This window comes from Pseudarthrobacter sp. 10T415 (genome assembly GCF_056394175.1).
Map to the genome: position 1 here is coordinate 86,476 of NZ_JBFTHJ010000005.1, position 22,888 is coordinate 109,363.

The window sequence follows — 22,888 nt, forward strand, 5'->3', positions numbered from 1 at the left end:
GCGGCGGGCCCCGGAAGGACCCGCGCCCCGGAAGGCCGGCCGGGGCTGGAAGGCGGTCAGGCCGGCGTCGTGCCCTGCCCTGGGCCCCGCCTGAGGCGGCGCCACGCCGCGGGAGCCAGCACCACGGCAATGCCCACGGCCGCGCCGATGACAGTTTCGATGATGCGGTCGCGCAGCAGCGCGGACGGCGAGGCGGGGACCACCAGGAGGGTGGAGATGAGGGCCAGGGGCGTCACGAAAACCTGGGCCAGCAGGTACTGGCGGATGATGAACATCTCCGCCCCGAACTGGCAAAGGGCCATCACCAGCACGGTCTGCCACGGCTCCAGGCCCAGCAGCAGGACCGCCGCCAGGACCAGCAAGCCAAGGACCGTGCCGACGATTCGCTGGACGCCGCGCCGGATCCGGTGCCGGGTGGTGTGGCCCACCAGGGGCACCACCGCGGCCACCATGGCCCAATAGTTGTGCCCGAACCCCAACTGCTGCCCGGCCCAGGTGGCCAGCGATCCCGCCAGGCCCGCCGCCACCAGGTAGCCGAGGCCTTCAAGCCAGGCGGTCCGCTTCTCCGCCGCCGTGCGCCGGATGCGGGGCGGCCACGCCCACGGGGTGCGGTGGCTGGGCAGGATCCGGGACGAAAAGCCGATCAGCAGGCACAGCACGGTGGTGAGGACCGCAACCAGCATGCCCTGCCACAGTGGCGGCTGGTTGGGGATGGAAGCGATGGCCGCGAACGCAAAGATGTGGAACAGGGACCCGCCCGGGCGCAGCCGCAGCCAGGAAATGGCCACGGAACAGCCGCCCGCCACCAGGGTGGTGGCCAGGACCAGGAGCCAGGTGGTGGCGGTGCGGTCAAGGCCCCACGCCGTTTCGATCCGGGCGGACAGGGCGGCCAGCAGCATCACCAGGAGCATCAGGAGACCGGCGCGCAGCTGCAGCGCGAAGCGGGCGGCGTGCGGTTCGCCGCGGCCGTAGATTCCGGTGAAGGCGCCGAAGGACGCGAAAATGGCCAGGTCCAGCCGGCCCAGGAGCACCAGGGTGATCAGCGGGACGAACACGCCGGTGGCGCAGCGGAGTGCGGGGTGGTGGTCCTTGTTGCCTGGACCAATGCTGAACATCTCAGCAAGCAACTTCACGTGGGCAGCGCCTTCCTGCGGTAACCGGTTGTCCTGATGGGCGGCCGGCCGCACTGACGTTCCTGGTAAATCGTACGGTGGAGGCCGCCGAACCCGCCCATTAAATTCCCTTGAATGGAATCGGCAGGCAACGCGGCAGAAACAGGTTCCACGAATGCTTGGGTCATGAAGCGCGCACCACGGGCCACGCCCGCCGCCGAACTGAGCTGCGAAGTCTGCGGCATGATGCCCGAGCCGCCCAAGGCCCGCCTGACCGCAGCCAACGTGGCCGTGATGCTGCCCATTGAGCTGCTGGTCCATGCCCTGGTGGTGGAAACCCACCTGCCGTATGTGGCGAAGGTACTGGTGCTCACGCTGACGGCCACCGTGCTGGTGATCTGGGTGGCCGAACCCTCCGCTGCCCGGATCCTGCGCGGCTGGCTGCACGCTCCGGCGCTGCGCCACCGGCGGAAGCTGGGAGCCGCGCCGGCTCTGTGGCGGGCGCGCACGGTCCTGCGGGACGAGCCGGGTTCGCTGGAGAAAATCACGGGCACCCTGGCCCGGAACGGCATCAACATCCTGGGCATCCACGTCCATCCGGTCCCGGGCGGCGTGCTGGATGAGTTTGTGCTGTCCGCCCCCGGAACCATGGGTGAGCGGGAGCTGCTGGAGGCATTGCACGACGGCGGCGGCAGCCGGGTGCACGCTTGGCCCACCACCGCGCTGGCCATGGCCGACGGCCAGACCCGGGCCCTCAGCCTCGCGGCGAGGATCGCCGACGCCCCGGACGAACTGCCCCTCGCCGTGGCCGAGCTGCTCGGCGCGCGGATTGTGCCGTCGTCTGGCGCTCCCCTGAAGATGCCCGACGACGGGCCCCACCTCAAGGTCCCCACGGCATGGCACGGGCCCCTCGTCTTCGCCCGGCCGGGCGAGCCCTTCACCCCTGCCGAATCGGCGCGCGCCCACCGGCTGGCCGAGCTCGCGGAGATCCTGGCTCACCGCCCTGCCGGATCTCCGGCAGCAGGCTGAGCCCCAAACCTCACGATCCGGCCGGGAGTTTTCCGGTCACAATTCGTTTGCAAGGCTTTTGCGGCCCTTTCTCAGCCAAAACCTTGACAGTGGCGGGAGTCACTTTTACCTTTGATTTTGGGATCCCAATTTGGGATCCCAAAAGTTATCCGGCCCCGCTCGATGCTCCGGATCATCCAGCGACTGCCCGCGCTGGCAGGCCACAACGGCCTGCCAAGTACGCACCCGCAACTTTGCATCCCGCCCATAAACTTCCCCGTGAAGGAGAAGCTGTGTCCATCCCCAATACCGATACAACGGAACTTCCTGCCGACCCGACAGCACCGAACGCCGAGCAACCCGGAAAGGGCGGCACGCAACGGCGCAGCGCCGTCCGCTGGCGGCTTTTCCTCCTGCTGCTGGTCCTGGTTTCAGTCAACTACATTGACCGTGGCTCCATTTCCGTGGCCCTGCCCATCATCCAAAAGGAATTCAACCTACCGCCCGAACTCGTGGGCCTGCTGCTGTCCGCTTTTTTCTGGACCTACGCCCTGATGCAGGTTCCCGTGGGCTGGCTGATCGACAAGTTCGGCCCCCGCAAGGTGATGACGGCTTCCTGCATCGGCTGGGGTGCTGCCACCGCAGCGTCCGGCATGGCAGGCGGCTTCCTGAGCATGTTCATCGCCCGGCTCGGCATCGGCGTGACCGAGGCGGGCGTCATGCCCGCCGGCGGCAAGCTCAACGCCATCTGGATGCACAAGTCCGAACGCGGCCGCGGCGCAACCATCCTCGACGCTGGAGCGCCCCTGGGTGCAGGGCTCGGCGGCATCATCATCGCCTTCCTCATTGCCTCCACCGGGAGCTGGCGCTGGTCCTTCGTCATCGCCGGTGCCGCCACCGTCCTCATGGGCCTCGCCGTGTGGTGGTACGTGCGGGACAATCCCCGCCAGCACAAGGGCGTCAACGATGCCGAGGCGGCCTACATTGAGGCTTCGCATGCCGCCGAGGACGCCGAGGCAGCCGTGGATGGCAGCCTGGGCAAGCGCGGCCTGCTTCCCTACCTGAAATTCCGTTCCTTCTGGGCCATGTGCCTGGGTTGGCTGGGATTCAACGGGGTGTTCTACGGCCTGCTGACCTGGGGCCCGCTGTACCTGGCCCAGGCGAAGGGGTTTGACCTGAAGACCATCGGCTGGTCCACGCTGGTGATTTTCGGCGCGGGGTTCGTCGGCGAGATCATCGGCGGCACCATCGCCGACAAGTGGCGCGCCTCCGGTGCTTCAGCCAACCTGGTGATGCGGACCCTCCTGGGCATCTCGAGCGCGGTAGTCATTGGCGGGCTGGTGGGCGTGACGGTGGTCCCCGACGCCACCACGGCCGTGGTCCTGCTCTCGCTGGTCCTGTTCTTCCTCCGCTGGGTGGGCCTGTTCTGGAGCATTCCCTCCATCCTGGGCGGCCGCACCAATGCCGGCGTCCTGGGCGGAGCCATGAACCTCAGCGGCAACATCTCGGGCTTCGTTACCCCCATCGTGGTGGGCCTGATTGTCGGAGCCACCGGTTCCTACACCTGGGCGCTGCTGTACTTCGTGGGTTCCGCGGTGATCATGGGCGTCTCAGTCCTCACCCTGAACTACAACAAGCGGCTTCCTGTCTAAGCTGACCCTCGCAGGGAAACTTGCAACCGACGCCCCCGCAGCCGGGAGCAGTGCCGAACAAGATCCGAATGGAGCATCATGCTGACCGCAGAAGAGACCCAGGACAAGGACCGCCCCCTTCGCGAGACTGTCCGGGACACCCTCCGCACCCGGATTTTCGAAGGACACTACGCTCCCGGCACACGGTTGGTGGAACGGGACCTGGCCGCCGAGTTCTCCGTATCCCGGCTGCCGGTCCGTGAGGCCCTGCGCATGCTCCGCCAGGAAGGCCTCATCAGTGACCGCGGTGCCCGCGGGGCTGAGGTGAGCAGCCTCAGCCCCAAGGACGTGGAGGACCTCTTCGACGTCCGGCAGTCCCTTGAGGTGCTGGCCTGCCGGCTCGCAGCCAGGCGCGCCACCAAGCAGGACCTCGCCTACCTCAAGGGACTGCTGGATGACGCGGAAGCCTTCCTGGCCAAGGGCTCTGTGATGGAGGCGCACCGCTCCAACAGCGAATTCCACGACGCCATCACCGGCATTGCGGACAACAACTTCCTCAAGTCCGCCCTGGAACCCCTCCAGGGGCGCATGCACTGGCTGTTCCGGCACGTCAGCGACCTGCCCGAGCTCATCCGCGAACACCGTGAGCTGTACTCCGCCATCGCCAGCGGCGATCCGGACAAGGCAGCCGTCCAGTCCGCATCCCACATTGGAAAGTACCGGGACCAGTTTCCCGAGGACTTCCAGAAGACCGAACCAGAATTCCACCGGAAGAGAAAATGAAACTCCTGGTCATCAACCCCAACATCAGCGCCGATGTCACGGCACTGATCGAGTCCGAGGCACTCCGTTCCTCCTCCCCCGGCACCGAACTGCTGGTGCGGACAGCGGCCCACGGCGTCGAATACATCGAGACCCGCTTCGAATCCCTCATCGCCGCGGGCGCGGTGGCTGAAATCATCGCCGAACACACCGGCCCCGGCGCCGACCCGGTGGACGCGGTGGTGGTTGCAGCGTTCGGTGACCCCGGGATGCCGGCCCTCAAGGAACTGGCGGACATTCCCGTCATCGGCATCACCGAAGCCGCGCTGTGCGCAGCGGCACTGCAGGGCCACCGCTTCTCCATCATCGCCATCTCGGACCGGATCAAGCCCTGGTACCGCGAGTGTGTGGAGCGGTTCGGCCTGGCCGGCCGGCTGGCGTCCATCCGCTCCATCAACGAGTCCCTCGGCAGCATAGCCGCCGTCCAGGACGACTTCCGGGAAACCCTGCTGGCACTGAGCCGGCAGGCCGTGGCCGAGGACGGCGCCGACGTCGTCATTCTTGCCGGGGCCCCGCTGGCCGGGCTGGCCCGCGAACTCAAGGGCCAGATACCGGTCCCCGTGGTTGACGGCATCTCCGCCGGCATCCGCATGGCAGAAGCAGTGGCCGGCCTGCAGTCCGGAACCCACCGTGCAGGCGCCTTCGCACCGCCCCCGGCCAAGGACCGCAAGGGACTCTCCGGCACCCTGGACGCGGCCCTCGCCGCCCGCCAGCAGCATGCCGGCACGGCGCAGCCCACCGCCTGAGCCACACGACCCAAACCTAAGGAGGACACCGATGTCCCACCAGCCAGAACTTGTCATAGCCAACGCCACCGTGGTCAACAGCGACGGCCGCCAGGAAGCCCACATCGTGGTTTCCGGGGGCCGGATCGCAGCCCTTGTGGACGCCGCCCAACCCATCCCGGCGGCGGACCGCACCATCGACGCGGCGGGCAGGCTGGTGATCCCCGGCGGCGTGGACGGCCACTGCCACGTAGCGCAGGTGACCGGACGCTTCCGCACCCTGGACGACTACCGCACCACGTCTACCGCAGCCCTCTGGGGCGGCACCACCACCATCATCGACTTCGGCATCCCCCGCGACGCCCAGGAAACCCCGCTCGCGGCGGTCCTGCACAAAAAGGAACTCGCCACGCAGTCACGCTGCGACGTGGCCCTCCACGGCGCCGTGGTCACCTGGGACGAAACCGTCCCCTGGCAGCTCGAGCAGCTCGCAGCGGAGGGGGTCCGCTCCGTGAAGATGTACACCACCAACCGCGGCACCACCATGGCCGACGGCAACACCATCCTGAAAGTCATGCGCGAAATGGTGCGCCTGGACGGGCTGGCCTACATCCACGCCGAGCACGACCCCATCATTGCCGACTGCACCGAACAGCACGCCCAGGACGGCCGGATCGGCATCGAACACCTGCACAGGACCCGGCCCGAACTGGCCGAGGAGATCTCCGTAAAGGAGACCCTGGCCATGGCCGAGTACACGGGGGCGCCGGTGTACTTTGTCCACCAGTCCACGCCGGGGGCCGTGGACCTCGTGTCGCAGGCACGCGAACGCGGCCTGGAAGCCTACTCGGAGACGTGCCCGCACTACGTCACCCTCGATGACTCCGTGTACGCCTCCAGCTTTCCGGAGTGGTTCGCCTGCTGCCCGCCCATGCGCAGCGCGGAAACCGTGGCAGCCCTCAAGGAGCGGCTGGTCTCCGGCGCCATCCACACCATGGCCTCCGACCATTCCTGCTACGACCTGTCCCAAAAGCGCGAGCGCACCGATGACGTGCGCGCCATGCCGCACGGACTGCCGGGAGTGGAAACGCGGATGCCTGTCACGTTCACCGCAATGACGTCCGGCGGCGCCACGGTGGAACAGTTCGTCAGCGCCTTCTCATCGGAACCCGCCCGGATCAACGCCGTTCCCGGCAAGGGCCGCATTGCCGAGGGGTTCGACGCCGACCTGGTGGTGTTCGACCCCGCTGAGGAACGCGCGGTGAACGGCGCCGCCCTGCATATGGGTTCGGACTTCTCGCCTTTCGACGGGCAGGCACTCACGGGCTGGCCCGCCGTCGTGGTTTCCAACGGCCGGGTGGTCCTGGACGCGGACGGCTTCCACGATCCGGGCGCCGCGGGCCGCTTCATCAACCGCAACGGCTTCCGGCAGCATCAGTCCGCCGTCAAGGAATCCGCCGCCCCACTCCCCGCCGCTCTCTAGGAGTTTCCATGCCCGCAACCATCCGCCCCCGCAGGATCGGCATGATCGTGCCGTCTTCCAACACCTGCCTGGAACCGCAGACCTACCGGATCCTGGGCGCCCGCACCGACGTCACCGTGCACTTCACCCGGATCCCGGTCACCCGCATCGCACTGGACGATTCCTCCAACAGGCAGTTCGACCCCGCAGTCATGCAGGACGCAGCACGGCTGCTGGCGACGGCGGACGTGGACGTGATTGCCTGGAACGGCACCTCCGGTTCCTGGCTGGGTTCGGCGCACGACCAGGAACTGGCCGACGGGATCACCGGCGCCACCGGCATACCCGCCACCACGTCAACCCTTGCCTACTTCGAGGCCTTCCGGACCTTCGGGACCGAACGGATCGGCCTCTTCACGCCCTACACGGAGGACGTGAACCACCAGGTCATCGCGTCCTACGAACGGGAAGGCATCAAGACCATGGACCACAGGGCGCTGGGCCTGAGCGACAACGAGTCCTTTGCCCGGGTCACCGACGACGAGATGCGCCCGGGGTCCCGGGAGCTCGCAGCCGCGGCCCCCGACGCCCTGGTGTACCTGTGCACCAACCTGTACGGGGCCAACATCACCGCGGAAATCGAGGAGACCACCGGGGTGCCGGTGCTGGACTCCGTGGCGGTGACGCTCTGGCACGCCCTGAAACTCGCGGGCGCGCCGCTGCTGGAACCGCGCTGGGGCCGGCTGCTGGCGTAGGCGGTGACGGCTACATCCGGAGGGTGAGGGCGCCCGGCTCCATGGTCATCAGGACATGCTTGCCCTCGCCCTCGTGGTCGCCGTCCAGCTGGTAGTTGTCCGCGTGTTCCAGGGTGATTTCCACGGCCTTGCCCTGGAAGTACTCGACGGCCGTGTCCCGGTTCCGGCCCTTGCCGAGGATCCCTGCCAGCACGGAGAGCCAACCCAGCTTTCCGTGGTGCGGGGCCAGCACGGCAATGTCCAGCAGCCCGTCGTCCACCTTGGCATCGGGGAAGATTTCCAGGCCGCCCTGGACCTTGCCGCAGTTGCCCACCATCACGCTGCGGACGCCGCGGTGCACCACCGTCTCGCCATCGATCACCACGGTGGCCTTCACCGGCTTGCCGGGCAGGTTGCGGATTCCGGCGTCCACGTACGCCAGCCAGCCCACTTTGTCCTTCAGGTCCTCGTTGGTGTCCGCCATGATGGTGGCGTCATAGCCCACGCCGGCCATCACCAGGAAGAGCTGTTCCTTGTCCGGATCGTTGCGCTTGGCACGGACCACGTCGATCTTGCGCTCGGTGCCGCTGAGGGCCCCGGCCATGGCGCCGTCGTAATCCGTGACGTCCATGCCCAGGTTGCGGGCCAGCAGGTTTCCGGTGCCCAAAGGAAGGAGGCCCATGGGGACGTCCCCGCCCGCCAGGACCTCGGCCACGCACCTGACGGTGCCGTCTCCCCCGGCGGCGATGACGATGTCCGCTCCCTGCTCCAGGGCTTCCTTCGCCTGGCCCACACCCGGGTCCTCCTTGGTGGTTTCCAGCCAGATGGCTTCACCCCAGCCGTTTTCCACGCAGTGCTTGGCCACCAGGCCGCGCACATCGAACTCCACCGGCTTGGCCGGATTGACGATGATGGCGGCGCGTTTGGGGGAAGTGGAGCTGTTGGCAGTCATGGCGTCCTTCAGTGGCGGAATGGAAAGCAAGCTTCTGAGAGAAGAGTAACCTGCCCGCCGCAGCCTCCCGGCCAAGTCCGGCTAGAGGGCCTTGACCGCCCCCAGCACCTGGGCGAGCGATTCCTTGGCATCCCCGAAAAGCAGGGAGGTCTGCGGCTCGTACAGCAGTTCGTTTTCGATCCCGGCGAAGCCGGGGCGCATGGAGCGTTTGAGGAACACCACCTGGCGGGCGGCGGAGACCTCCAGGATGGGCATGCCGTAAATCGGTGAGCCGGAGGAGGTCTTGGCTGCGGGGTTCACCACGTCGTTGGCGCCCACCACCAGGGCCACATCCGCGGTCTTGAACTCGGGGTTGATCTCCACCATTTCCTTGAGCGACTCGTAGGGCACGTTGGCTTCGGCCAGGAGCACGTTCATGTGCCCGGGCATGCGGCCCGCCACAGGATGGATGGCAAAGTCCACCTCGATTCCACGGGCCTCCAGCGCCTGCGCCAGTTCCGCCGCCGTGTGCTGCCCCTGCGCCACCGCCAGCCCGTAGCCGGGGACGATGATCACCCGCTGCGCGTACCGCAGGAGCACCGCCACGTCCTCAGGCGTGGACGAGCGTACCGGGCGGTCGCTCACGGCGGTGGATCCCGCCGTCGAGCCTCCCCGGAATGCCCCGAACAGGATGCCCGCCACTCTGCGGCCCATCGCCGCCGCCATGGCGCGGGTCAGGATGGTGCCGGACGCTCCCACCAGGGTGCCGGCCACCACCAACAGCACGTTGCCCAGCACCAGGCCGGACGCCGCGACGGCCAAGCCCGTGAAGGCGTTCAGCAGCGAAATCACAATGGGCACGTCCGCGCCGCCCACCGGCAGCACCAGCAGGGCACCGGCCGCGAGGCCCAGGACCAGCAGCACCACCGCGAACGCCGTGGATCCGGTGATCACGACGGCGATGGCGGCCGCCACGGATGCCAGCAGTACCGCAGCCATCACCACGGGCAGGCCGGGAAACAGCACCGGCCGCGTGGTCATCAGTTCCTGCAGCTTGGCGAACGTGACCCCGGATCCGGCGAAGGAGACCGCACCCACGAGGAGGGTGAACACTATGGCCAGCCGCACCCAGGGACCGTCCGCGTGGGGCAGTTCCAGGAGTGCCACCAGCGCCGCAGCACCGCCGCCCACACCGTTGAACAGCGCCACCAGCTGGGGCATCTGCGTCATCTTCACGCGCCGTGCCACCGGCGCTGCCACCGCTGATCCCACGGCGATGGCGCCCAGGATCCAGGGAATGTTCTCGAGCCGGGCGGAGAGGAACACGGTGACGACGGCGATCAGGGCGCCGAGCGCGCCGATCAGGTTGCCGCGGCGGGCGGTCCGGGGGGAGCTGAGGCCGCGCAGGGCGAGGATGAAGAAGACCGCGGCGGCCAGATAGAGCAGGGCGGTCCAGGCGGGGTCGAGGATGCTCATTTGCCGTCCGCCTTTGGCGCGGGGCCGGACTGCGCGGGGCTCGTGCGCGGAATTTCCTTCTTCGCGTGGAACATGTGCAGCATCCGGTCCGTCACCACGAAGCCGCCCACCAGGTTCGCCGTGGCCAGGACGACGGCGAGCAGGGCCACCGCGAGCACCCACGGGTCCGTGGCCTGGCCGGCAACGATGATGGCACCCACCAGGATGATGCCGTGGATGGCGTTGGCGCCGGACATCAGCGGGGTGTGCAGGGTGCTGGAAACCTTGGATACCACCTCGAATCCCACGAAGACGGCCAGGACCGTGATGGTCAGCAGGCTCATGCCGTCCATCAGAGCACCCCTTCCTGCCGGGCCCGGGCTGTTTCACCGAGCAGCTCTGCGGTGGGCCGGTGCCGCACTTCGCCGGCGTGGGTAAAGCAGGCCCCCGCCACCACCTCGTCATCGAAGTCCAGGACGAGTCCCCCGTCCCGGACCATCAGCGCCAGGAGGTTGGCCACGTTCTTGGCATAGAGGCGGGAGGCATCGGACGCCATGGCGGAGGCCGGGTCCTTGAGCCCCACCAGGGTCACGTGGCCGGCACCGTCGGCGGTGGGGACGGCGATGTCCTCGCCGGGAACCGCTCCCTCGACGTTCCCGCCGGACTCCGCGGCGAGGTCGACGACGACCGATCCGGGCCGCATGCCCTTCACCATGTCCAGGGTCACCAGGAGCGGTGCGCGCCTGCCCGGCACGGCCGCCGTCGTGATCAAAACATCCGTTTGCGCGACGTGCGGCGCGAGCAGCTGCCGCTGCCGGGTGCCGGCGTCGGAACTGAGCTGGCGGGCGTAGCCGCCGGCAGCCTCAGCGGTTTCCAGGTCCAGGCGGATGAAGGTGCCGCCCATGGACGCGACCTCGTCCGCGGACGCGGGCCGGATGTCGTTGGCGGACACCCGGGCGCCAAGCCGTTTGGCCGTGCCGATCGCCTGCAGCCCGGCCACGCCGGCGCCGAGGACCAGGACCCGGGCCGGCGGGACCGTACCGGCGGCGGTCATGTAGAGGGGGAAGAACCTGGGCAGCCGGATGGCGGCCTCCAGCACGCAGCGGTACCCGGCCACCAGGGCCTGGGAGCTGAGCGCGTCCATGGACTGGGCGCGGGAGATGCGCGGCACCAGCTCAAGGGCGAAGGACGTGGCGCCCGCCTCCGCGAGCGCCTGCACGGTGGGCAGTTCGGACGACGGCGATGCGAGCCCCACGGTGACCGCTCCCCTTTTCAGTCCGGCGGCCGTGTGCGGGTCCAGGGGTCGGACGTGCGCCAGGATATCCACGGCACCGGTGTCCAGTTCAGGAACGACGGCGGCGCCGGCCTCCGTGTATTCGCGGTCCGGGTGCCCTGAAGCGTCGCCCGCGGCCGCCTCAATCAGGACGTCCAGGCCCATGCCCGTCAGCTGCTTCACCGTGTCCGGTGTGGCGGCCACGCGCCGTTCGCCGTCCCGGCGCTCCCGCGGAATGCCCAGTTTCACCCGCACGCTCCCTTCCTGCCGCGTCCGGCAGTCTTGCGGCAGCCGCTCTGCTGCGCACAGTTGGGTTGAGTCTAGAGCGCGGGCTGCTGCGGCGGGAGTAGTGTGGCGGGGACATTCCTGCAAACCGTTGTAAAAGGTTTGCGAAGCGGAGGAATCCGGCGCCGGGCAGGCGGACTTTCCTGAGGTGGCGCCGCACACCGGTCTTCCCGTGTGAGAATAAGCGCAACTCGCACATCGCACATATTGGGGGCATCTTGTCAGAGCGCGCAGATTTTGAGGCAACACCTGCCGGGGACGCTACGGGCCACGGGCCTGGCGCGCCGCAGTACGGCCAGCGGACGTCCGAGCCGTGGACTCCGCCTGAAAGCGCTTACGAGTTTGCCCTGCCGGCACCTTCGGCGAGGGAAGATGTGGTGCGCGGAACGGTTTACGCCCTGGCCGCCGCCCCGGTGGGCATCATCGCGTGGATGGTGCTGTGGAACATGGGATGGATGGCTTCCATTGTCGCCTTCGTCGCTGCCGCACTGGCCGCCCGGCTTTACGTGCTCGGGACGGGCGGCCCCATCAGACGCCGGGGCGCCTGGGTGGTCGCAGCCGTCACGCTCGTAACGGTCCTGCTGTCCTTCTGGGGCGGCATGCTCCTGGACGCCGCGAAGTACCTTGGCGGCGGTTCACCGTTGGCGATGCTCGTGGACCCCGGGACGTGGGACTTCCTGATGTTCAACGTCACCACCAACCGCGAGCTGATTGACGCCTACGCTGGCGACTTCCTGGTTGCCTTGCTGTTCAGCGCCTTGGGCTGCTTCTTCACGCTGCGCCGGCTGTTCGCCCAGACCAAGGGCAGCTGACCTCCCGGGGACGGGTCAGCCGCGGGCGGTGAGGTCTGCGGAGATGAGCTTGGCGGTGGCCGTGATCTCCTGCGCCACCGAGGCCAGGTAGGCTTCCGGGTCCTCCCGGGCTGCCACCGACTGGGCCTGCAGCGACACGTTGACCGCCGCCACCACCTTGGCTCCGTCAAACACCGGTGCCGCCACGGACATCAGGCCAGGTTCCAGTTCCTGGTCCAGGAGGCACCAGCCCTGCGCCCGGACGGTCTCCAGCACGGCCAGCAGCTCCGGGACCGTCCCCAGGGCCCGGGGCGTGAGCGGCCTGATGTCCGCTGCGGCCAGGTATTCCTCGAGGGCCGGGGCCGGCAGGTTGGCCAGGAGCACCCGTCCCATGGAGGTGGCGTAGGCAGGGAAGCGGGTACCCACGGTGATGCCGACGGTCATGATCCGGCGCGTGGTCACCCGGGCGATGTAGGCGATGTCCACGCCGTCCAGGACAGCGGCCGACGTCGACTCCCCCAGTTTCAGGGACAGCTCTTCCAGGTGCGGCTGGGCCAGCTGCGGCAGGGACAGCCCGGACAGGTAGGCGTAGCCGAGCTGGAGGACCTTGGCCGTGAGGGCAAACGTCTTCCCGTCCGTCCGGACGTATCCCAGCTCCACCAGGGTGTGCAGGAACCGCCGCGCCGTGGCCCGGGTCAGGCCGGTTTGGCCCGCCACTTCGCTGAGGGTCATGACGGGCCGGTCGGCGTCGAAGGCCCTGATCACGGCCAGCCCGCGGGCCAGCGACTGGACGTACTGGTCGCTTGCCTGCGGTGGCTGGGTGTCCGTGCGGACGGCGTCGGTCATGGTTACCAATCCTAGGGTGCGCCCGGGTCCCGGCGTCCGGCGGCGGGCGCGGCTTTGAGGGGGATGGGGAGCAGTTCCTGGAGTTCTTCGAGGGTGGTGCCGAAGGTTTCGCGGACGGTGACGCCGTCGGGGCCGGTGAGGAAGACGGCTTTGTCGGTGTAGACGCGGGTGACGCAGCCGACGCCGGTGAGCGGGTAGGTGCAGGACTCCACGATCTTCGACGCGCCTTCGCGGGTCAGGAGGGTCATCATCACGAAGACGTCCTTGGCGCCGGTGGCGAGGTCCATGGCACCGCCGACGGCGGGAATCGCCCCGGGTGCCCCGGTGTGCCAGTTCGCGAGGTCACCGGTGGCGGAGACCTGGAACGCGCCCAGGACACAGATGTCCAGGTGCCCGCCGCGCATGATCGCGAACGAGTCGGCGTGGTGGAAGTACGAGGCGCCGGGGAGTTCGGTGACGGGGATCTTGCCGGCGTTGATCAGGTCGCCGTCGATCTCGTCCCCAACGGCTGCGGGGCCCATGCCGAGCATCCCGTTCTCGGTATGCAGGGTGATGTTCTGTTCCTCGGTGAGGTAGTTCGACACCAGGGTGGGCTGGCCGATGCCGAGGTTCACGAAGGATCCCGGGGCGATGTCCTTGGCCACCAGCCGGGCGAGGTCGTCCCGGCCCAGCGGGGTCTCGGAGGTCTGGAGGGACGTTTCGTTGGACTGCACGCTCATGTCAGGCCACCTTTTCTGCTGTGCTTGCTGCCACGCGGACAACGCTGTTGACGTAAATCCCGGGAGTGACGATGTTTTCCGGGTCCAGCCCGCCGGTTGGCACGATCTCGGAGACCTGGACGATGGTGTGCTTCGCGGCGGCGGCCATGATGGGGCCGAAGTTCCGGGCGGTCTTGCGGTACACCAGGTTGCCCTTCCCGTCCGCCTTCAACGCCTTGATCAGGGCGACGTCGGCGTGGATGGGTGTTTCGAAGACCTGCCCGCGGCCGTCGATGATCCGGGTTTCCTTGCCCTCAGCCAGCATGGTGCCATAGCCCGTGGGCGTAAAGAACCCGCCGATCCCGGCCCCCGCGGCCCGGATCCGTTCGGCCAGGTTGCCCTGCGGCACCAGCTCGAGTTCGATCTCCCCGGCCTTGTACTTGGCGTCGAAGTGCCAGGAATCGGACTGCCTTGGGAAGGAGCAGATCATCTTCCGCACCCGGCCTTCCTTGATCAGCAGGGCCAGGCCCTGGTCGCCCTGCCCGGCGTTGTTGTTCACCACCGTCAGGCCCGTCGCGCCGCATTCGAGGAGCGCGTCGATCAGTTCGAACGGCTGCCCGGCATTCCCGAACCCGCCGATCATCACGGTGGAGCCGTCCTGGATCCCGGCCACGGCCTCCCGGACCGAATCAACAAAATTCAGCATGTGCCTAAGCCTTTCCAGCGGTGACGTTTTCGAGGACGACGGCGAGGCCCTGGCCCACGCCGATGCAGATCGCGGCAACACCCCAGCGCTCCCCGGAGGCCTGCAGGGACCGGGCCAGGGTGCCCAGGATCCGGGTGCCGGAGGCGCCGAGCGGGTGGCCCATCGCGATCGCCCCGCCGTGCCGGTTCACAATCGACGGGTCGATGCCCCAGGCATTGATGCAGGCCAGGGACTGCGCGGCGAACGCTTCGTTAAGTTCGACGGCGCCCACCTGGTCCCAGCCGATCCCCGCCTTTGCGAGGGCCTTGTTCGCTGCCTCCACGGGTGCGTACCCGAAGAACTGCGGATCATTGCCGTGCGCACCGCGCCCGGCGATCCTCGCCAGCGGGTCCAGGCCCAGCAGCCCCACGGCAGCTTCACTGCCCACCCAGGCCGCGGAGGCGCCGTCGGACAACGGCGACGCGTTCCCCGCCGTCACCGTGCCGCCCTCGGCACGGAACACCGTCTTCAGGCCGGCGAGCTTCTCGGCGGACGAACCGGCACGGATGCCCTCGTCCCGCACCAGGTCCGTGCCGGGCACCGGGGCGACGAGGTTGTCGTAAAACCCCTCATCCCACGCCGCGGCGGACAGATTGTGGGAGGCGGCGGCGAACTCGTCCTGCGCCTCCCGTGTCACGCCATACTTTTCGCGGAGCCGCTCGGTGGCCTCGCCGAGGGAAATGGTCCACTCCTTCGGCATGGCCTTGTTCACCAGCCGCCAGCCCAGCGTTGTAGACGCCAGGGTCATGTCCCCGGCCGGGTACGGCTTCTCCGTCTTCGGCAGCACCCACGGCGCGCGGGACATCGACTCCGCCCCACCCACCAGGACCAGGTCGGCGTCGCCGGCGTTGACCTGCCGGGACGCGATGATCGCAGCGTCCAGCGACGACCCGCACAACCGGTTCACCGTGGTCCCCGGAATCGAGACCGGCAAGCCCGCCAACAGCGTGCCCATCCGGGCAATGTTGCGGTTCTCCTCGCCGGCACCGTTCGCGTTGCCGAACACCACCTCATCAATCCGCTCCGGATCAAGGCCCGGCGCCCGTTTCACGGATTCGCTGATCACATGCGCAGCCAAATCATCCGGACGGACCCCGGCAAGGCCGGAGCCGAACTTACCGAACGGAGTGCGCACCGCATCGTACACAAAAGCCTGGTTCATGGTTCCTCTGATTCTCTGGGACCCAACTGACTGGCAGTTGTTGTCGTTTTGGGGGCTCAAAACGACAACAACTGCGACCTAGTTGGGAGGGGTGGGGTTGGCGCCGGTGACCGCGGGGTCCTCGTGGATGGAGTCGAGGTCGCGGAACACCTGCTGGGCGGTTTTGAAGGCCGTGTTGGCGGACGGAACTCCGCAGTAGATGGCGGTCTGCAGCAGGATTTCCTTGATTTCGTCCCGGCTGAGGCCGTTCCGGAGGGCCGCCCGGATGTGCATCGCCAGTTCCTCCCAGTGGCCGTGGGCCACCATGGCGGTGATGGTGACGGCGGAGCGCATCTGCCGGGTCAGGCCGGGCCGCGTCCAGATGCCACCCCAGGCGATGCGGGTGATCATGTCCTGGAAGTCCTCGGTGAATCCGTCCTTGGCGGCGTTGGCCCGGTCCACGTGCTCGTCACTGAGGACTTCCCGCCGGACGGCCATGCCGCCGTCGTAAATGTCCTGGCTGGTAGCGCCGGGCTGGACCACGCCGTTGCGCGCCGGATCCGGCTGTCCGGGGCCGCTCACTTGGCTGCCACCTGTGATTCGGCCCAGCTGATCAGCCCGCGCATCAGCTCGGCCACGTGGGCCGGGGCTTCGGCAGGTGCCAGGTGGGCGACGCCTTCGAGGGTCACGGCCGTGGCGGTGCCGCCGCCGTCCATGATTCCCGTGGCGACTTCATCGGCCATCGCCGGCGTGGCGACGCCGTCCAGCGCACCGGCGATCACCTGGGTGGGAACGCGGATGCTGCCGAGTTCTGCCCGGACATCAAACGCTGCCAGCGCTTCGCAGCAGAACGCGTAGCTGAAGCGGTCAGCGTCACGCAGGGCGTGCAGGAGCCGGCTGCTCAGTTCCGGCTGGCTGTCCATGAATCCGGGGGCAAACCAGCGCTCAGCGGAGCCCTGGATCATCACCGGGGTGCCCTGGGTCCGGACGGTTTCGGCGCGTTCCAGCCAGCCTTCGGGCGTCCCGATCTTGGCCCCGCTGTTCTGCACGGACAGGCTTTTCAGCCGTGCCCCGTGCTTGATGCCCAGCTGCAGGCCCACCGCGCCGCCCAGGGAGACGCCGGCGTAGTGGAAATTTTCACCGGGGGCGATGGAGTCGGCCAGGTCCACCACGGCGTCCGCGAGGGCTGCGACGTCGAACGTTTCGGTGGCTGCGGGTGAGACGCCGTGGCCGGGCAGGTCCCAGGCCACTACGTCGTAGTCAGTGCCGAGCAGGGATGCGGCCCTGTTCCAGAGGATGGAGGAGGTGCCCAGGGACGGGCCCACCAGCAGGAGGGGGTGCTCGCCCAGGGGTCGTTGGGGGGACAACAGCGCTGCCTTCAGTGCCGGCTTAGCCACGGGAAGCTCCATTCGCGTCGGGAGGGGTAACAAATTCGGGAAAAGATGCCAGGATGCGGCCGGAGATTTCCGCGGCCTGGCCCAGATAGTTGGCGGGGTCCAGGAGTTCATCCAGCCGGGCATCGGGAACGACGGCGGCGGGGACGGCCTCACGGAACAGCTTGCGGTAGGTGCTGGCCTGCTCGGCGGGCGGCGCCTGGAGGGTCCGGTCCACCACGTCCTGCAGCTGCTGCTTGCCGCTGCGGCCGTCCTTGTCTCCCAGCAGGGGTGCCACCGCGGCGGCGACGCCCTCGGCCAGCAGCAGCGGGCCGGAGAGGTCGAGGTTGCGGCGCATGGCGTCGGGGAATACCTGCAGCCCTTCGGCGAGTTCGCGGAGGTGGCCGGCGGCGCCGAGGGCCAGGGCCAGCAGCTGGCGCAGGGCCGGCCACTCGGTGTGCCAGGCGCCGTCGGGGCGTTCGTCGTTGAAGTTGGCGGCGGCCACGTGCAGCTGGGCGGCCAGCTGGGGTGCCTGGAGCGCGGCGCTGCGGACCAGGACGGACAGCACGGGGTTCTGCTTCTGCGGCATGGCGGAGGACACTCCCCGGCCGGCGGCACGCGGCTCGGCGAGCTCAGCCACCTCGGGCCGGCTCAGGAACAGGACGTCGGCGGCGATCTTGCCGAAGGCGTCCAGCACGGAGGCCAGCGCGTGGCCCAGGGAGGTGATGGCCAGGCGGTTGGTGTGCCACGGAGCCGGGGCCGGAGCCAGGCCCAGTTGGGCAGCCAGGGCATCGGCAAGGGTGAACGGCGTGGCGGAGCTGCTTTCCGTCAGCACGGTTCCGGCAGCGAGCGTTCCCGCCGCACCACCGAACTGGACAGGGAACTTCAGGCCCTCCAGCTGCCGGCCTGCGGCGGCCACGCCCTGGAACCACTGGGCCGCTCGCAGCCCGAAGGTGAAGGGAAGCGAATGCTGCGTCAGGCTCCGGCCCACGCACAGCGTGTCCGCATGCTGCCCCGCAAGGTGCGCGAGCGCCGTCGTCGTCCCTTTCAGGTCCGCCAGCACCGCGTGGACGGTGTTGCGGGCCAGCAGCATCAAGGCCGTGTCCAGCACGTCCTGGCTGGTCAGCGAGCTGTGCACGGCTTTCCCGGCCCCAACCCCGGCGGTGTCCAGCGCCGCGACGTTTTTCCGGAGGTCCGCCAGCAGCGGGATCACGGGGTTGCCGCCGCCTTGGGCCCGGAGGGCAATGTCCGCCACGTCGTAGCGCCCTGCCTCGGCCGCGGAGGCAACGACGGCGGCGGACCCGGCAGGTGCCAGGCCGGCGTGTTCCAGCACGGCGGCCCAGCCCGATTCGACGGCGAGGATTGCCGCCAGCACGGCACGGTCGCCGGTGAGCGCCGCCACGAGGGGCGACGCCGAGACGGGACTGAGCAGGCCGGCGTCGCCTCCGTCCGCGAAGGGGTGCAGTTCTCCGGGGGCGGGGTGCGTCACTGGAAGTCCAGGAAAACCGTCTCGCCCTCGCCCTGGAGGCGGATGTCCCAGGTGAGGCCGCCATCAGGGTCGCGGCGGGCGATCAGCGTGCTGCGGCGCTCCGGATCCAGCGAGCTCAGCAGGGGGTCGTTGGCCAGGGCCTCAGTGTCCTCCGGCAGGTAGATGCGGGTGAAGAGCCGGTTGGTGAGGCCGCGGGCGAAGATGGCCACGGAAATAAACGGGGCCGAACCGGGCTTGGTGGGGCCGGGGTTCACGGTGGTGAAGGTGTAGACGCCGGAGTTGCCCACGGCGCCGCGGCCCCAGCCGGTAAACGTGTAGCCGTCCCGGACCAGCGAACCGGTGCGCTGGACCACGTTGCCTTCGGAGTCAGGCTGCCAGATTTCCAGGATGGCGTCCGGGATGGTCTGGCCGGCGCCGTCGTACACGGTGCCCTGCAGGCGGATGGATCCGGGCGAACCGGGGGCCAGCAGCTCGTTGTCCTTCTCGTACGGGAGCGCGTAGCCGTAGAACGGGCCCACCGTCTGGCCTGGGGTGGGAACGAGTTTGGTGGAGTTGCTCATGTGCGTGGTCCTCTGCCTATTCGTTGTCGTCGTCGCCGGCGGCACCCAGTGCCTCGTTTTCGGTCCAGGTCCGCTTGGCCCCGGTCAGGACGATGTCCCAGTTGTAGCCCAGGGCCCACTCGGGTTCAGTGAGGCTGTGGTCGTAGCTGGCCACCAGCCGGTCGCGGGCGCCCTGGTCCACGATGGTCTGGTAGATGGGGTCCAGCGGGAAGAGCTGGTCGCCGGGGAAGTACATCTGGGTGATGATGCGCTGCGTGAACTCGGTGCCGAACAGCGAGAAGTGGATGTGTGCCGGGCGCCAGGCGTTCAGGTGGTTCTTCCACGGGTAGGCGCCGGGCTTGATGGTGGTGAAGCGGTAGGAGCCGTCCGGGCCGGTGATGCAGCGGCCGATTCCCGTGAAGTTGGGGTCGATGGGCGCCGGGTGCTGGTCCCGCTTGTGGATGTAGCGGCCGGAGGCGTTCGCCTGCCAGATTTCCACGAGCTGCCCGGCCACCGGACGGCCGTCACCGTCCAGGACGCGGCCAGCCACGATGATCCGCTCACCCTGGGGCTCGCCGTTGTGCTGGATGGTCAGGTCCGATTCCAGTGCGTGCACGTCCTGGTGCCCGAACGCCGGTGAGTACAGCTCGATGGTTTCCGGGTCTGTGTGGTGCAGGCTCTTGGTGGGGTGGCGCAGGATGCTGCTCCGGTACGGCGGGTAGTCCAAACGGGGCTGGACCTCCGGCTGCGCGTCGTCCTTGAGCGCGCGCCGGTAGGCCTCGCCGATGGAGCTGATCTCGGCACTGAGGTCGGCCTGGGTTTCGATGGCCTTGTCCAGCGGCAGGTGGGCCGCCTTCGGCTCGGCGGGCGGTACGGACTCATCCGTTTCAGGCTGGGCGTGTGTCTCTTCCGGCACGTCCGGCTCCTTTCTGGGGGTGTTCTCTGGTGCGTTGTGTGGTCAGCGGTGCAGTGAGTCGTATTGGACGGCGTGGCGGACGGGCGCATTCGGGGCGCCGTAGCCGCTGTAGCCTCCGCGGCGTTCCACCATTTCGAAGAACACGCTGCCCACGGTGGCTGTGTAGAAGTGCAGGAACTCGCCGTCCGCGTCCCGGTCGTACAGGAGGTTGAGCTCCCGGAGCGTGGCCAGGAAGCCGGGGGCGAGGTCGAACCGGGCGTCCAGGTCCTCGTAGTAGTTGGCGGGGATCTCAAGGAAGTCCAGGCCGCGGGACCGGGCGGCCCGTGCCGCCGCCACGAGGTCGTCCACCGCGAAGGCGATGTGCTCCTGGTAGGTCTTCGGGGCGTGGCCCTGCTGCACGGGGGCGAGATTCAGCACCAGCCGGACGGCGCCGTCGGCCGTTTCCATGACCTGGGAGCGGACCAGGCCGCTGGGGCTGGGGACCTCCGCGAACGGCTGCGGTTCCAGGGCGAGAGCGCTGGTGTAGAAAAGCACGGCTTCGTCGAAGTGCTGCCACGGCTGGGCCAGGTTCACGTGGTCGATCACCGCATTCAGCGCGGACCGTGCGTGTTCGAGCCCTTCGCCGAATTCGTGGGTCCACGCGGCGGTGCCGTCCGGGCTGCCCTGGCAGAGGAAGATCTCGGTGGAATCCGGGGCGGAGATTCCTTGGAAGACTTCCTCGTCGGCCTGGACCTTGCGGGCCACCACCGGTGCCTTGAGCTGCTGGGCCCGGGCTGAGGCAATCACGGGGGAATCGACGTCGAACCCCAGGGCCGCGATGGACGGCTCGGCGTGCGAGGCAGCCTGCTCGTTGATGATGACCCGAGCCTGCCCCATGGTCCACAGCTGGACATCTTTGGTGCGGTGCCGGCCTTCGAATCCGAAGCCAAGCTGGCCCAGGAGCCTCTCCAGCTGGGCGGTATCGTCCGCCTTCACCTCGGCGAAGTTGAAGCCGGCGGGTTCGTTCACCTTGGGGAGCGTGGCCAGTTCCATGGGATAACGACGCCGGTGGGCGGCGCCGCCTGCCGCCGCACCGTCCGTGCCGGTCCCGGCGTTGTCCCCGAGCCACTTGGCGCTCTGTTCCTCCAGCCAGATGAGCGAGCGCATGGCATCGACGGCCGTCCGCTCCACATCGGACTGCCGGAAAACGTCATTGAAGACCTCCAGCGACACCGGGCCGGTGTAGCCGGCGCGGACCACGTGGCCCATGAACTTGGCGAGCTCGAACTGCCCTTCGCCCGGAAAGACACGGTAGTGGCGGCTCCAGGACAGGACGTCCATGGACAGTTTGGGGGCGTCAGCCACCTGGACGAAGAAGATCTTCTCCGGGTTGATCTGTTCGATCGGTGCGGTGTCCCAGTCACGGGACAGGATGTGGAAGGAGTCCAGGCAGGTGCCCAGGTTGGGGTGGTCCACCATCTCCACCAGGCGGTAGGCGTGTTCGTAGTCGTTGACGTACTTGCCCCAGGCCAGCGCCTCGTAGGCCACCTTGACGCCGTGGTCCCCGGCCAGGCCGGCCAGCTGCGCCAGCTGTTCTGCCCGGACGCCGTCGTCATCGATCGTTGCGGTGGCAACGTTGGAGCACACCAGGATGGTGTCCATGCCCAGGCGGGACATCAGCTTGAACTTGGCCTCGGCGCGGCGGAGGTTGGCCTTGAGCAGGTCCGGGGTGACGCCGTCGAAATCCCGGAACGGCTGGTAAAGGTCCAGGCCCAGCCCCAGGTCAGCGGCCATTTTCCGCACGTCTTCGGGGCTCAGCGGTGAGGTGACCAGGTCCTGTTCGAAGATTTCGATGCCGTCGAAGCCCGCAATGGCGCAGGCCTGCATCTTTTCCTTCAAGGTGCCGGAAAGGCAGACGGTGGCGATACCAGTACGCATCAGGCAGCCACCTCCTCGGCGGCCACAAGCTCAAGGAAGTGGCTGCGCATCCGCTCCGGGTCGGCGTCGAGGCCGGTGAAGATCCGGAAGGCGTCGGCAGCCTGGCCCACGGCCATACGGCCGCCGTCCAGGACCTCGCAGCCCTTGGCGCGGGCGCCGCGGACCAGCTCGGTCTCGATGGGCCGGTAGACAATGTCAGCCACCCAGTGCCTGGGCTCGAGCAGCTGCAGGTCCAGCGGAACGCCGGGGTGCGCGGCCATGCCCACCGGGGTGCAGTGCACCAGGCCGTCGGCCAGGGGCATGAGCTGCGGCAGCTCCGCCGTGGTGCGTGCCGTGACGGTGCTGTCAGGGAAAAAGCCGGACAATTCCGCTGCGCGTGCGGCCGCCCGTTCGGGATCCATGTCCACCAGGTCCAGCACAGTCACGCCCGCGCTGAGCAGGGCGTACGCGACGGCGGACCCGGCACCTCCCGCGCCGAGCTGCACCACACGGTCCAACCGGGCGCCGGGGAGACCCGAGGCGAGGGCTGCGGCGAAGCCGGAGAAGTCGGTGTTGTGGCCGATGAAGCGGCCGTCCCGGATGACCACGGTGTTGACGGCACCGAGCCGGCGGGCATCAGGGCTCACCTCATCCAGGTGCTGCAGGACCAGCTGCTTGCAGGGATGCGTGATGTTCAGGCCATTGAAGCCCAGCGTGCGGGCGCTCCGGAGGACCTCGCCCACGGAGTCCCCCGCCAGGCCAAGTTCGAGGAGGTCAATGGGGCGGTACAGGTAGCGCAGGCCCTGCACGTCACCTTCCCGTTCGTGCATGGGCGGGGTGAGCGATGGCGTCACGCCATCTCCAACCAGTCCCACCAGGTAGGACTCAGTTCGTTGGCTCATCCGTGCAGCTCCTTTGGTAACGGCACCGGGCCGCGGGGCGGCACGCCGGTGACAGGGATTACAGTACAGCAATTGTTCATTCTGCGCACTAGTGTTCGACTAGCGAACACTTAG

General features: G+C 68.4%; 23 protein-coding genes. 7 read left to right on the plus strand and 16 right to left on the minus strand.

Annotated features, from left to right (window positions below):
- Positions 1-56: 56 nt before the first annotated feature.
- Positions 57-1,133 carry an FUSC family protein gene (locus AC1DBN_RS09280; protein WP_091723716.1) on the minus strand — a complete coding sequence of 359 codons (1,077 nt, stop codon included), beginning with the start codon at positions 1,131-1,133 and terminating at the stop codon, positions 57-59.
- A 165-nt stretch (positions 1,134-1,298) separates the two neighbouring features.
- On the opposite strand from AC1DBN_RS09280, the gene AC1DBN_RS09285 reads away from it, so the two are divergent.
- From AC1DBN_RS09285 to AC1DBN_RS09310, 6 genes are all read left to right on the plus strand, one after another.
- Entirely contained in the window at positions 1,299-2,141 is an 843-nt protein-coding gene (locus AC1DBN_RS09285) for an ACT domain-containing protein (protein WP_477723057.1), read from the plus strand.
- 272 nt (positions 2,142-2,413) lie between these two features.
- Positions 2,414-3,772 (plus strand): MFS transporter, encoded by a 1,359-nt coding sequence (locus AC1DBN_RS09290; protein WP_091716797.1) that lies wholly within the window; start codon positions 2,414-2,416, stop codon positions 3,770-3,772.
- Positions 3,773-3,850: 78 nt separating this feature from the next.
- Entirely contained in the window at positions 3,851-4,534 is a 684-nt protein-coding gene (locus AC1DBN_RS09295) for a GntR family transcriptional regulator (protein WP_091716799.1), read from the plus strand.
- The gene (locus AC1DBN_RS09300) at positions 4,531-5,319 is read left to right on the plus strand and encodes an aspartate/glutamate racemase family protein (RefSeq protein WP_477723058.1); all 789 of its coding nucleotides are present in this window, start codon (positions 4,531-4,533) and stop codon (positions 5,317-5,319) included. Before AC1DBN_RS09295 ends, AC1DBN_RS09300 begins: the two co-directional genes overlap by 4 nt.
- 31 nt (positions 5,320-5,350) lie before the next feature.
- Complete coding sequence (locus AC1DBN_RS09305; protein WP_477723059.1) at positions 5,351-6,781, plus strand: amidohydrolase family protein; 1,431 nt, start codon at positions 5,351-5,353, stop codon at positions 6,779-6,781.
- Between the two features lie 8 nt (positions 6,782-6,789).
- Positions 6,790-7,515 carry a maleate cis-trans isomerase family protein gene (locus AC1DBN_RS09310; protein WP_477723060.1) on the plus strand — a complete coding sequence of 242 codons (726 nt, stop codon included), beginning with the start codon at positions 6,790-6,792 and terminating at the stop codon, positions 7,513-7,515.
- A gap of 10 nt (positions 7,516-7,525) precedes the next feature.
- Here the strand turns inward: AC1DBN_RS09310 and AC1DBN_RS09315 are convergent, their stop codons facing one another.
- The 4 genes from AC1DBN_RS09315 to AC1DBN_RS09330 all read right to left on the minus strand — a co-directional run bounded on the left by AC1DBN_RS09315 (position 7,526) and on the right by AC1DBN_RS09330 (position 11,402).
- Positions 7,526-8,446: a diacylglycerol/lipid kinase family protein gene (locus AC1DBN_RS09315; RefSeq protein ID WP_091723720.1), complete on the minus strand. Its 921-nt coding sequence runs from the start codon at positions 8,444-8,446 to the stop codon at positions 7,526-7,528.
- Positions 8,447-8,527: 81 nt separating this feature from the next.
- Positions 8,528-9,901, minus strand: coding sequence for an NAD(P)(+) transhydrogenase (Re/Si-specific) subunit beta (locus AC1DBN_RS09320; protein ID WP_314212786.1), 1,374 nt, complete (start codon positions 9,899-9,901; stop codon positions 8,528-8,530).
- Positions 9,898-10,233, minus strand: coding sequence for an NAD(P) transhydrogenase subunit alpha part 2 (locus tag AC1DBN_RS09325; RefSeq protein ID WP_314212785.1), 336 nt, complete (start codon positions 10,231-10,233; stop codon positions 9,898-9,900). The genes AC1DBN_RS09320 and AC1DBN_RS09325 overlap by 4 nt, the downstream gene beginning before the upstream one ends.
- Positions 10,233-11,402, minus strand: a complete 1,170-nt coding sequence (locus AC1DBN_RS09330; RefSeq protein ID WP_314212958.1) for a Re/Si-specific NAD(P)(+) transhydrogenase subunit alpha — start codon at positions 11,400-11,402, stop codon at positions 10,233-10,235. The genes AC1DBN_RS09325 and AC1DBN_RS09330 overlap by 1 nt, the downstream gene beginning before the upstream one ends.
- A gap of 254 nt (positions 11,403-11,656) precedes the next feature.
- On the opposite strand from AC1DBN_RS09330, the gene AC1DBN_RS09335 reads away from it, so the two are divergent.
- On the plus strand, positions 11,657-12,250 hold the full coding sequence (locus tag AC1DBN_RS09335) for a hypothetical protein (RefSeq protein WP_477723061.1): 594 nt from the start codon (positions 11,657-11,659) through the stop codon (positions 12,248-12,250).
- Between the two features lie 15 nt (positions 12,251-12,265).
- On the opposite strand, the gene AC1DBN_RS09340 is transcribed toward AC1DBN_RS09335, so the two are convergent.
- From AC1DBN_RS09340 to AC1DBN_RS09390, 11 genes are all read right to left on the minus strand, one after another.
- On the minus strand, positions 12,266-13,075 hold the full coding sequence (locus AC1DBN_RS09340) for an IclR family transcriptional regulator domain-containing protein (RefSeq protein WP_314212780.1): 810 nt from the start codon (positions 13,073-13,075) through the stop codon (positions 12,266-12,268).
- An 11-nt stretch (positions 13,076-13,086) separates the two neighbouring features.
- Positions 13,087-13,794, minus strand: coding sequence for a 3-oxoacid CoA-transferase subunit B (locus AC1DBN_RS09345; protein ID WP_091716816.1), 708 nt, complete (start codon positions 13,792-13,794; stop codon positions 13,087-13,089).
- A gap of 1 nt (position 13,795) precedes the next feature.
- Entirely contained in the window at positions 13,796-14,479 is a 684-nt protein-coding gene (locus AC1DBN_RS09350; RefSeq protein WP_091716818.1) for a 3-oxoacid CoA-transferase subunit A, read from the minus strand.
- Between the two features lie 4 nt (positions 14,480-14,483).
- Positions 14,484-15,680, minus strand: a complete 1,197-nt coding sequence (locus AC1DBN_RS09355; RefSeq protein ID WP_091716820.1) for a thiolase family protein — start codon at positions 15,678-15,680, stop codon at positions 14,484-14,486.
- Between the two features lie 78 nt (positions 15,681-15,758).
- Positions 15,759-16,241: a 4-carboxymuconolactone decarboxylase gene (pcaC, locus tag AC1DBN_RS09360; protein WP_477723062.1), complete on the minus strand. Its 483-nt coding sequence runs from the start codon at positions 16,239-16,241 to the stop codon at positions 15,759-15,761.
- Positions 16,238-17,056: an alpha/beta fold hydrolase gene (locus tag AC1DBN_RS09365; protein ID WP_091716824.1), complete on the minus strand. Its 819-nt coding sequence runs from the start codon at positions 17,054-17,056 to the stop codon at positions 16,238-16,240. The genes pcaC and AC1DBN_RS09365 overlap by 4 nt, the downstream gene beginning before the upstream one ends.
- Complete coding sequence (locus AC1DBN_RS09370) at positions 17,049-18,521, minus strand: lyase family protein (protein ID WP_091716826.1); 1,473 nt, start codon at positions 18,519-18,521, stop codon at positions 17,049-17,051. The genes AC1DBN_RS09365 and AC1DBN_RS09370 overlap by 8 nt, the downstream gene beginning before the upstream one ends.
- Complete coding sequence (gene pcaG, locus AC1DBN_RS09375; protein WP_091716828.1) at positions 18,518-19,081, minus strand: protocatechuate 3,4-dioxygenase subunit alpha; 564 nt, start codon at positions 19,079-19,081, stop codon at positions 18,518-18,520. The genes AC1DBN_RS09370 and pcaG overlap by 4 nt, the downstream gene beginning before the upstream one ends.
- 16 nt (positions 19,082-19,097) lie before the next feature.
- Positions 19,098-19,976, minus strand: a complete 879-nt coding sequence (gene pcaH, locus AC1DBN_RS09380) for a protocatechuate 3,4-dioxygenase subunit beta (protein WP_091716831.1) — start codon at positions 19,974-19,976, stop codon at positions 19,098-19,100.
- 42 nt (positions 19,977-20,018) lie between these two features.
- Complete coding sequence (locus AC1DBN_RS09385) at positions 20,019-21,893, minus strand: bifunctional sugar phosphate isomerase/epimerase/4-hydroxyphenylpyruvate dioxygenase family protein (RefSeq protein WP_091716833.1); 1,875 nt, start codon at positions 21,891-21,893, stop codon at positions 20,019-20,021.
- The gene (locus AC1DBN_RS09390; RefSeq protein WP_091716835.1) at positions 21,893-22,774 is read right to left on the minus strand and encodes a shikimate dehydrogenase; all 882 of its coding nucleotides are present in this window, start codon (positions 22,772-22,774) and stop codon (positions 21,893-21,895) included. The genes AC1DBN_RS09385 and AC1DBN_RS09390 overlap by 1 nt, the downstream gene beginning before the upstream one ends.
- Positions 22,775-22,888: the final 114 nt, after the last annotated feature.

Coding starts and splice junctions, on each gene's coding strand:
- pcaG (WP_091716828.1), bottom strand. CDS start 19,081: ATGAGCAACTCCACCAAACTCGTTCCCACCCCAGGCCAGACGGTGGGC.
- AC1DBN_RS09385 (WP_091716833.1), bottom strand. CDS start 21,893: ATGCGTACTGGTATCGCCACCGTCTGCCTTTCCGGCACCTTGAAGGAA.
- AC1DBN_RS09305 (WP_477723059.1), top strand. CDS start 5,351: ATGTCCCACCAGCCAGAACTTGTCATAGCCAACGCCACCGTGGTCAAC.
- AC1DBN_RS09315 (WP_091723720.1), bottom strand. CDS start 8,446: ATGACTGCCAACAGCTCCACTTCCCCCAAACGCGCCGCCATCATCGTC.
- AC1DBN_RS09300 (WP_477723058.1), top strand. CDS start 4,531: ATGAAACTCCTGGTCATCAACCCCAACATCAGCGCCGATGTCACGGCA.
- AC1DBN_RS09355 (WP_091716820.1), bottom strand. CDS start 15,680: ATGAACCAGGCTTTTGTGTACGATGCGGTGCGCACTCCGTTCGGTAAG.
- AC1DBN_RS09350 (WP_091716818.1), bottom strand. CDS start 14,479: ATGCTGAATTTTGTTGATTCGGTCCGGGAGGCCGTGGCCGGGATCCAG.
- AC1DBN_RS09325 (WP_314212785.1), bottom strand. CDS start 10,233: ATGGACGGCATGAGCCTGCTGACCATCACGGTCCTGGCCGTCTTCGTG.
- AC1DBN_RS09320 (WP_314212786.1), bottom strand. CDS start 9,901: ATGAGCATCCTCGACCCCGCCTGGACCGCCCTGCTCTATCTGGCCGCC.
- AC1DBN_RS09310 (WP_477723060.1), top strand. CDS start 6,790: ATGCCCGCAACCATCCGCCCCCGCAGGATCGGCATGATCGTGCCGTCT.
- AC1DBN_RS09340 (WP_314212780.1), bottom strand. CDS start 13,075: ATGACCGACGCCGTCCGCACGGACACCCAGCCACCGCAGGCAAGCGAC.
- AC1DBN_RS09390 (WP_091716835.1), bottom strand. CDS start 22,774: ATGAGCCAACGAACTGAGTCCTACCTGGTGGGACTGGTTGGAGATGGC.
- AC1DBN_RS09285 (WP_477723057.1), top strand. CDS start 1,299: ATGAAGCGCGCACCACGGGCCACGCCCGCCGCCGAACTGAGCTGCGAA.
- AC1DBN_RS09295 (WP_091716799.1), top strand. CDS start 3,851: ATGCTGACCGCAGAAGAGACCCAGGACAAGGACCGCCCCCTTCGCGAG.
- AC1DBN_RS09345 (WP_091716816.1), bottom strand. CDS start 13,794: ATGAGCGTGCAGTCCAACGAAACGTCCCTCCAGACCTCCGAGACCCCG.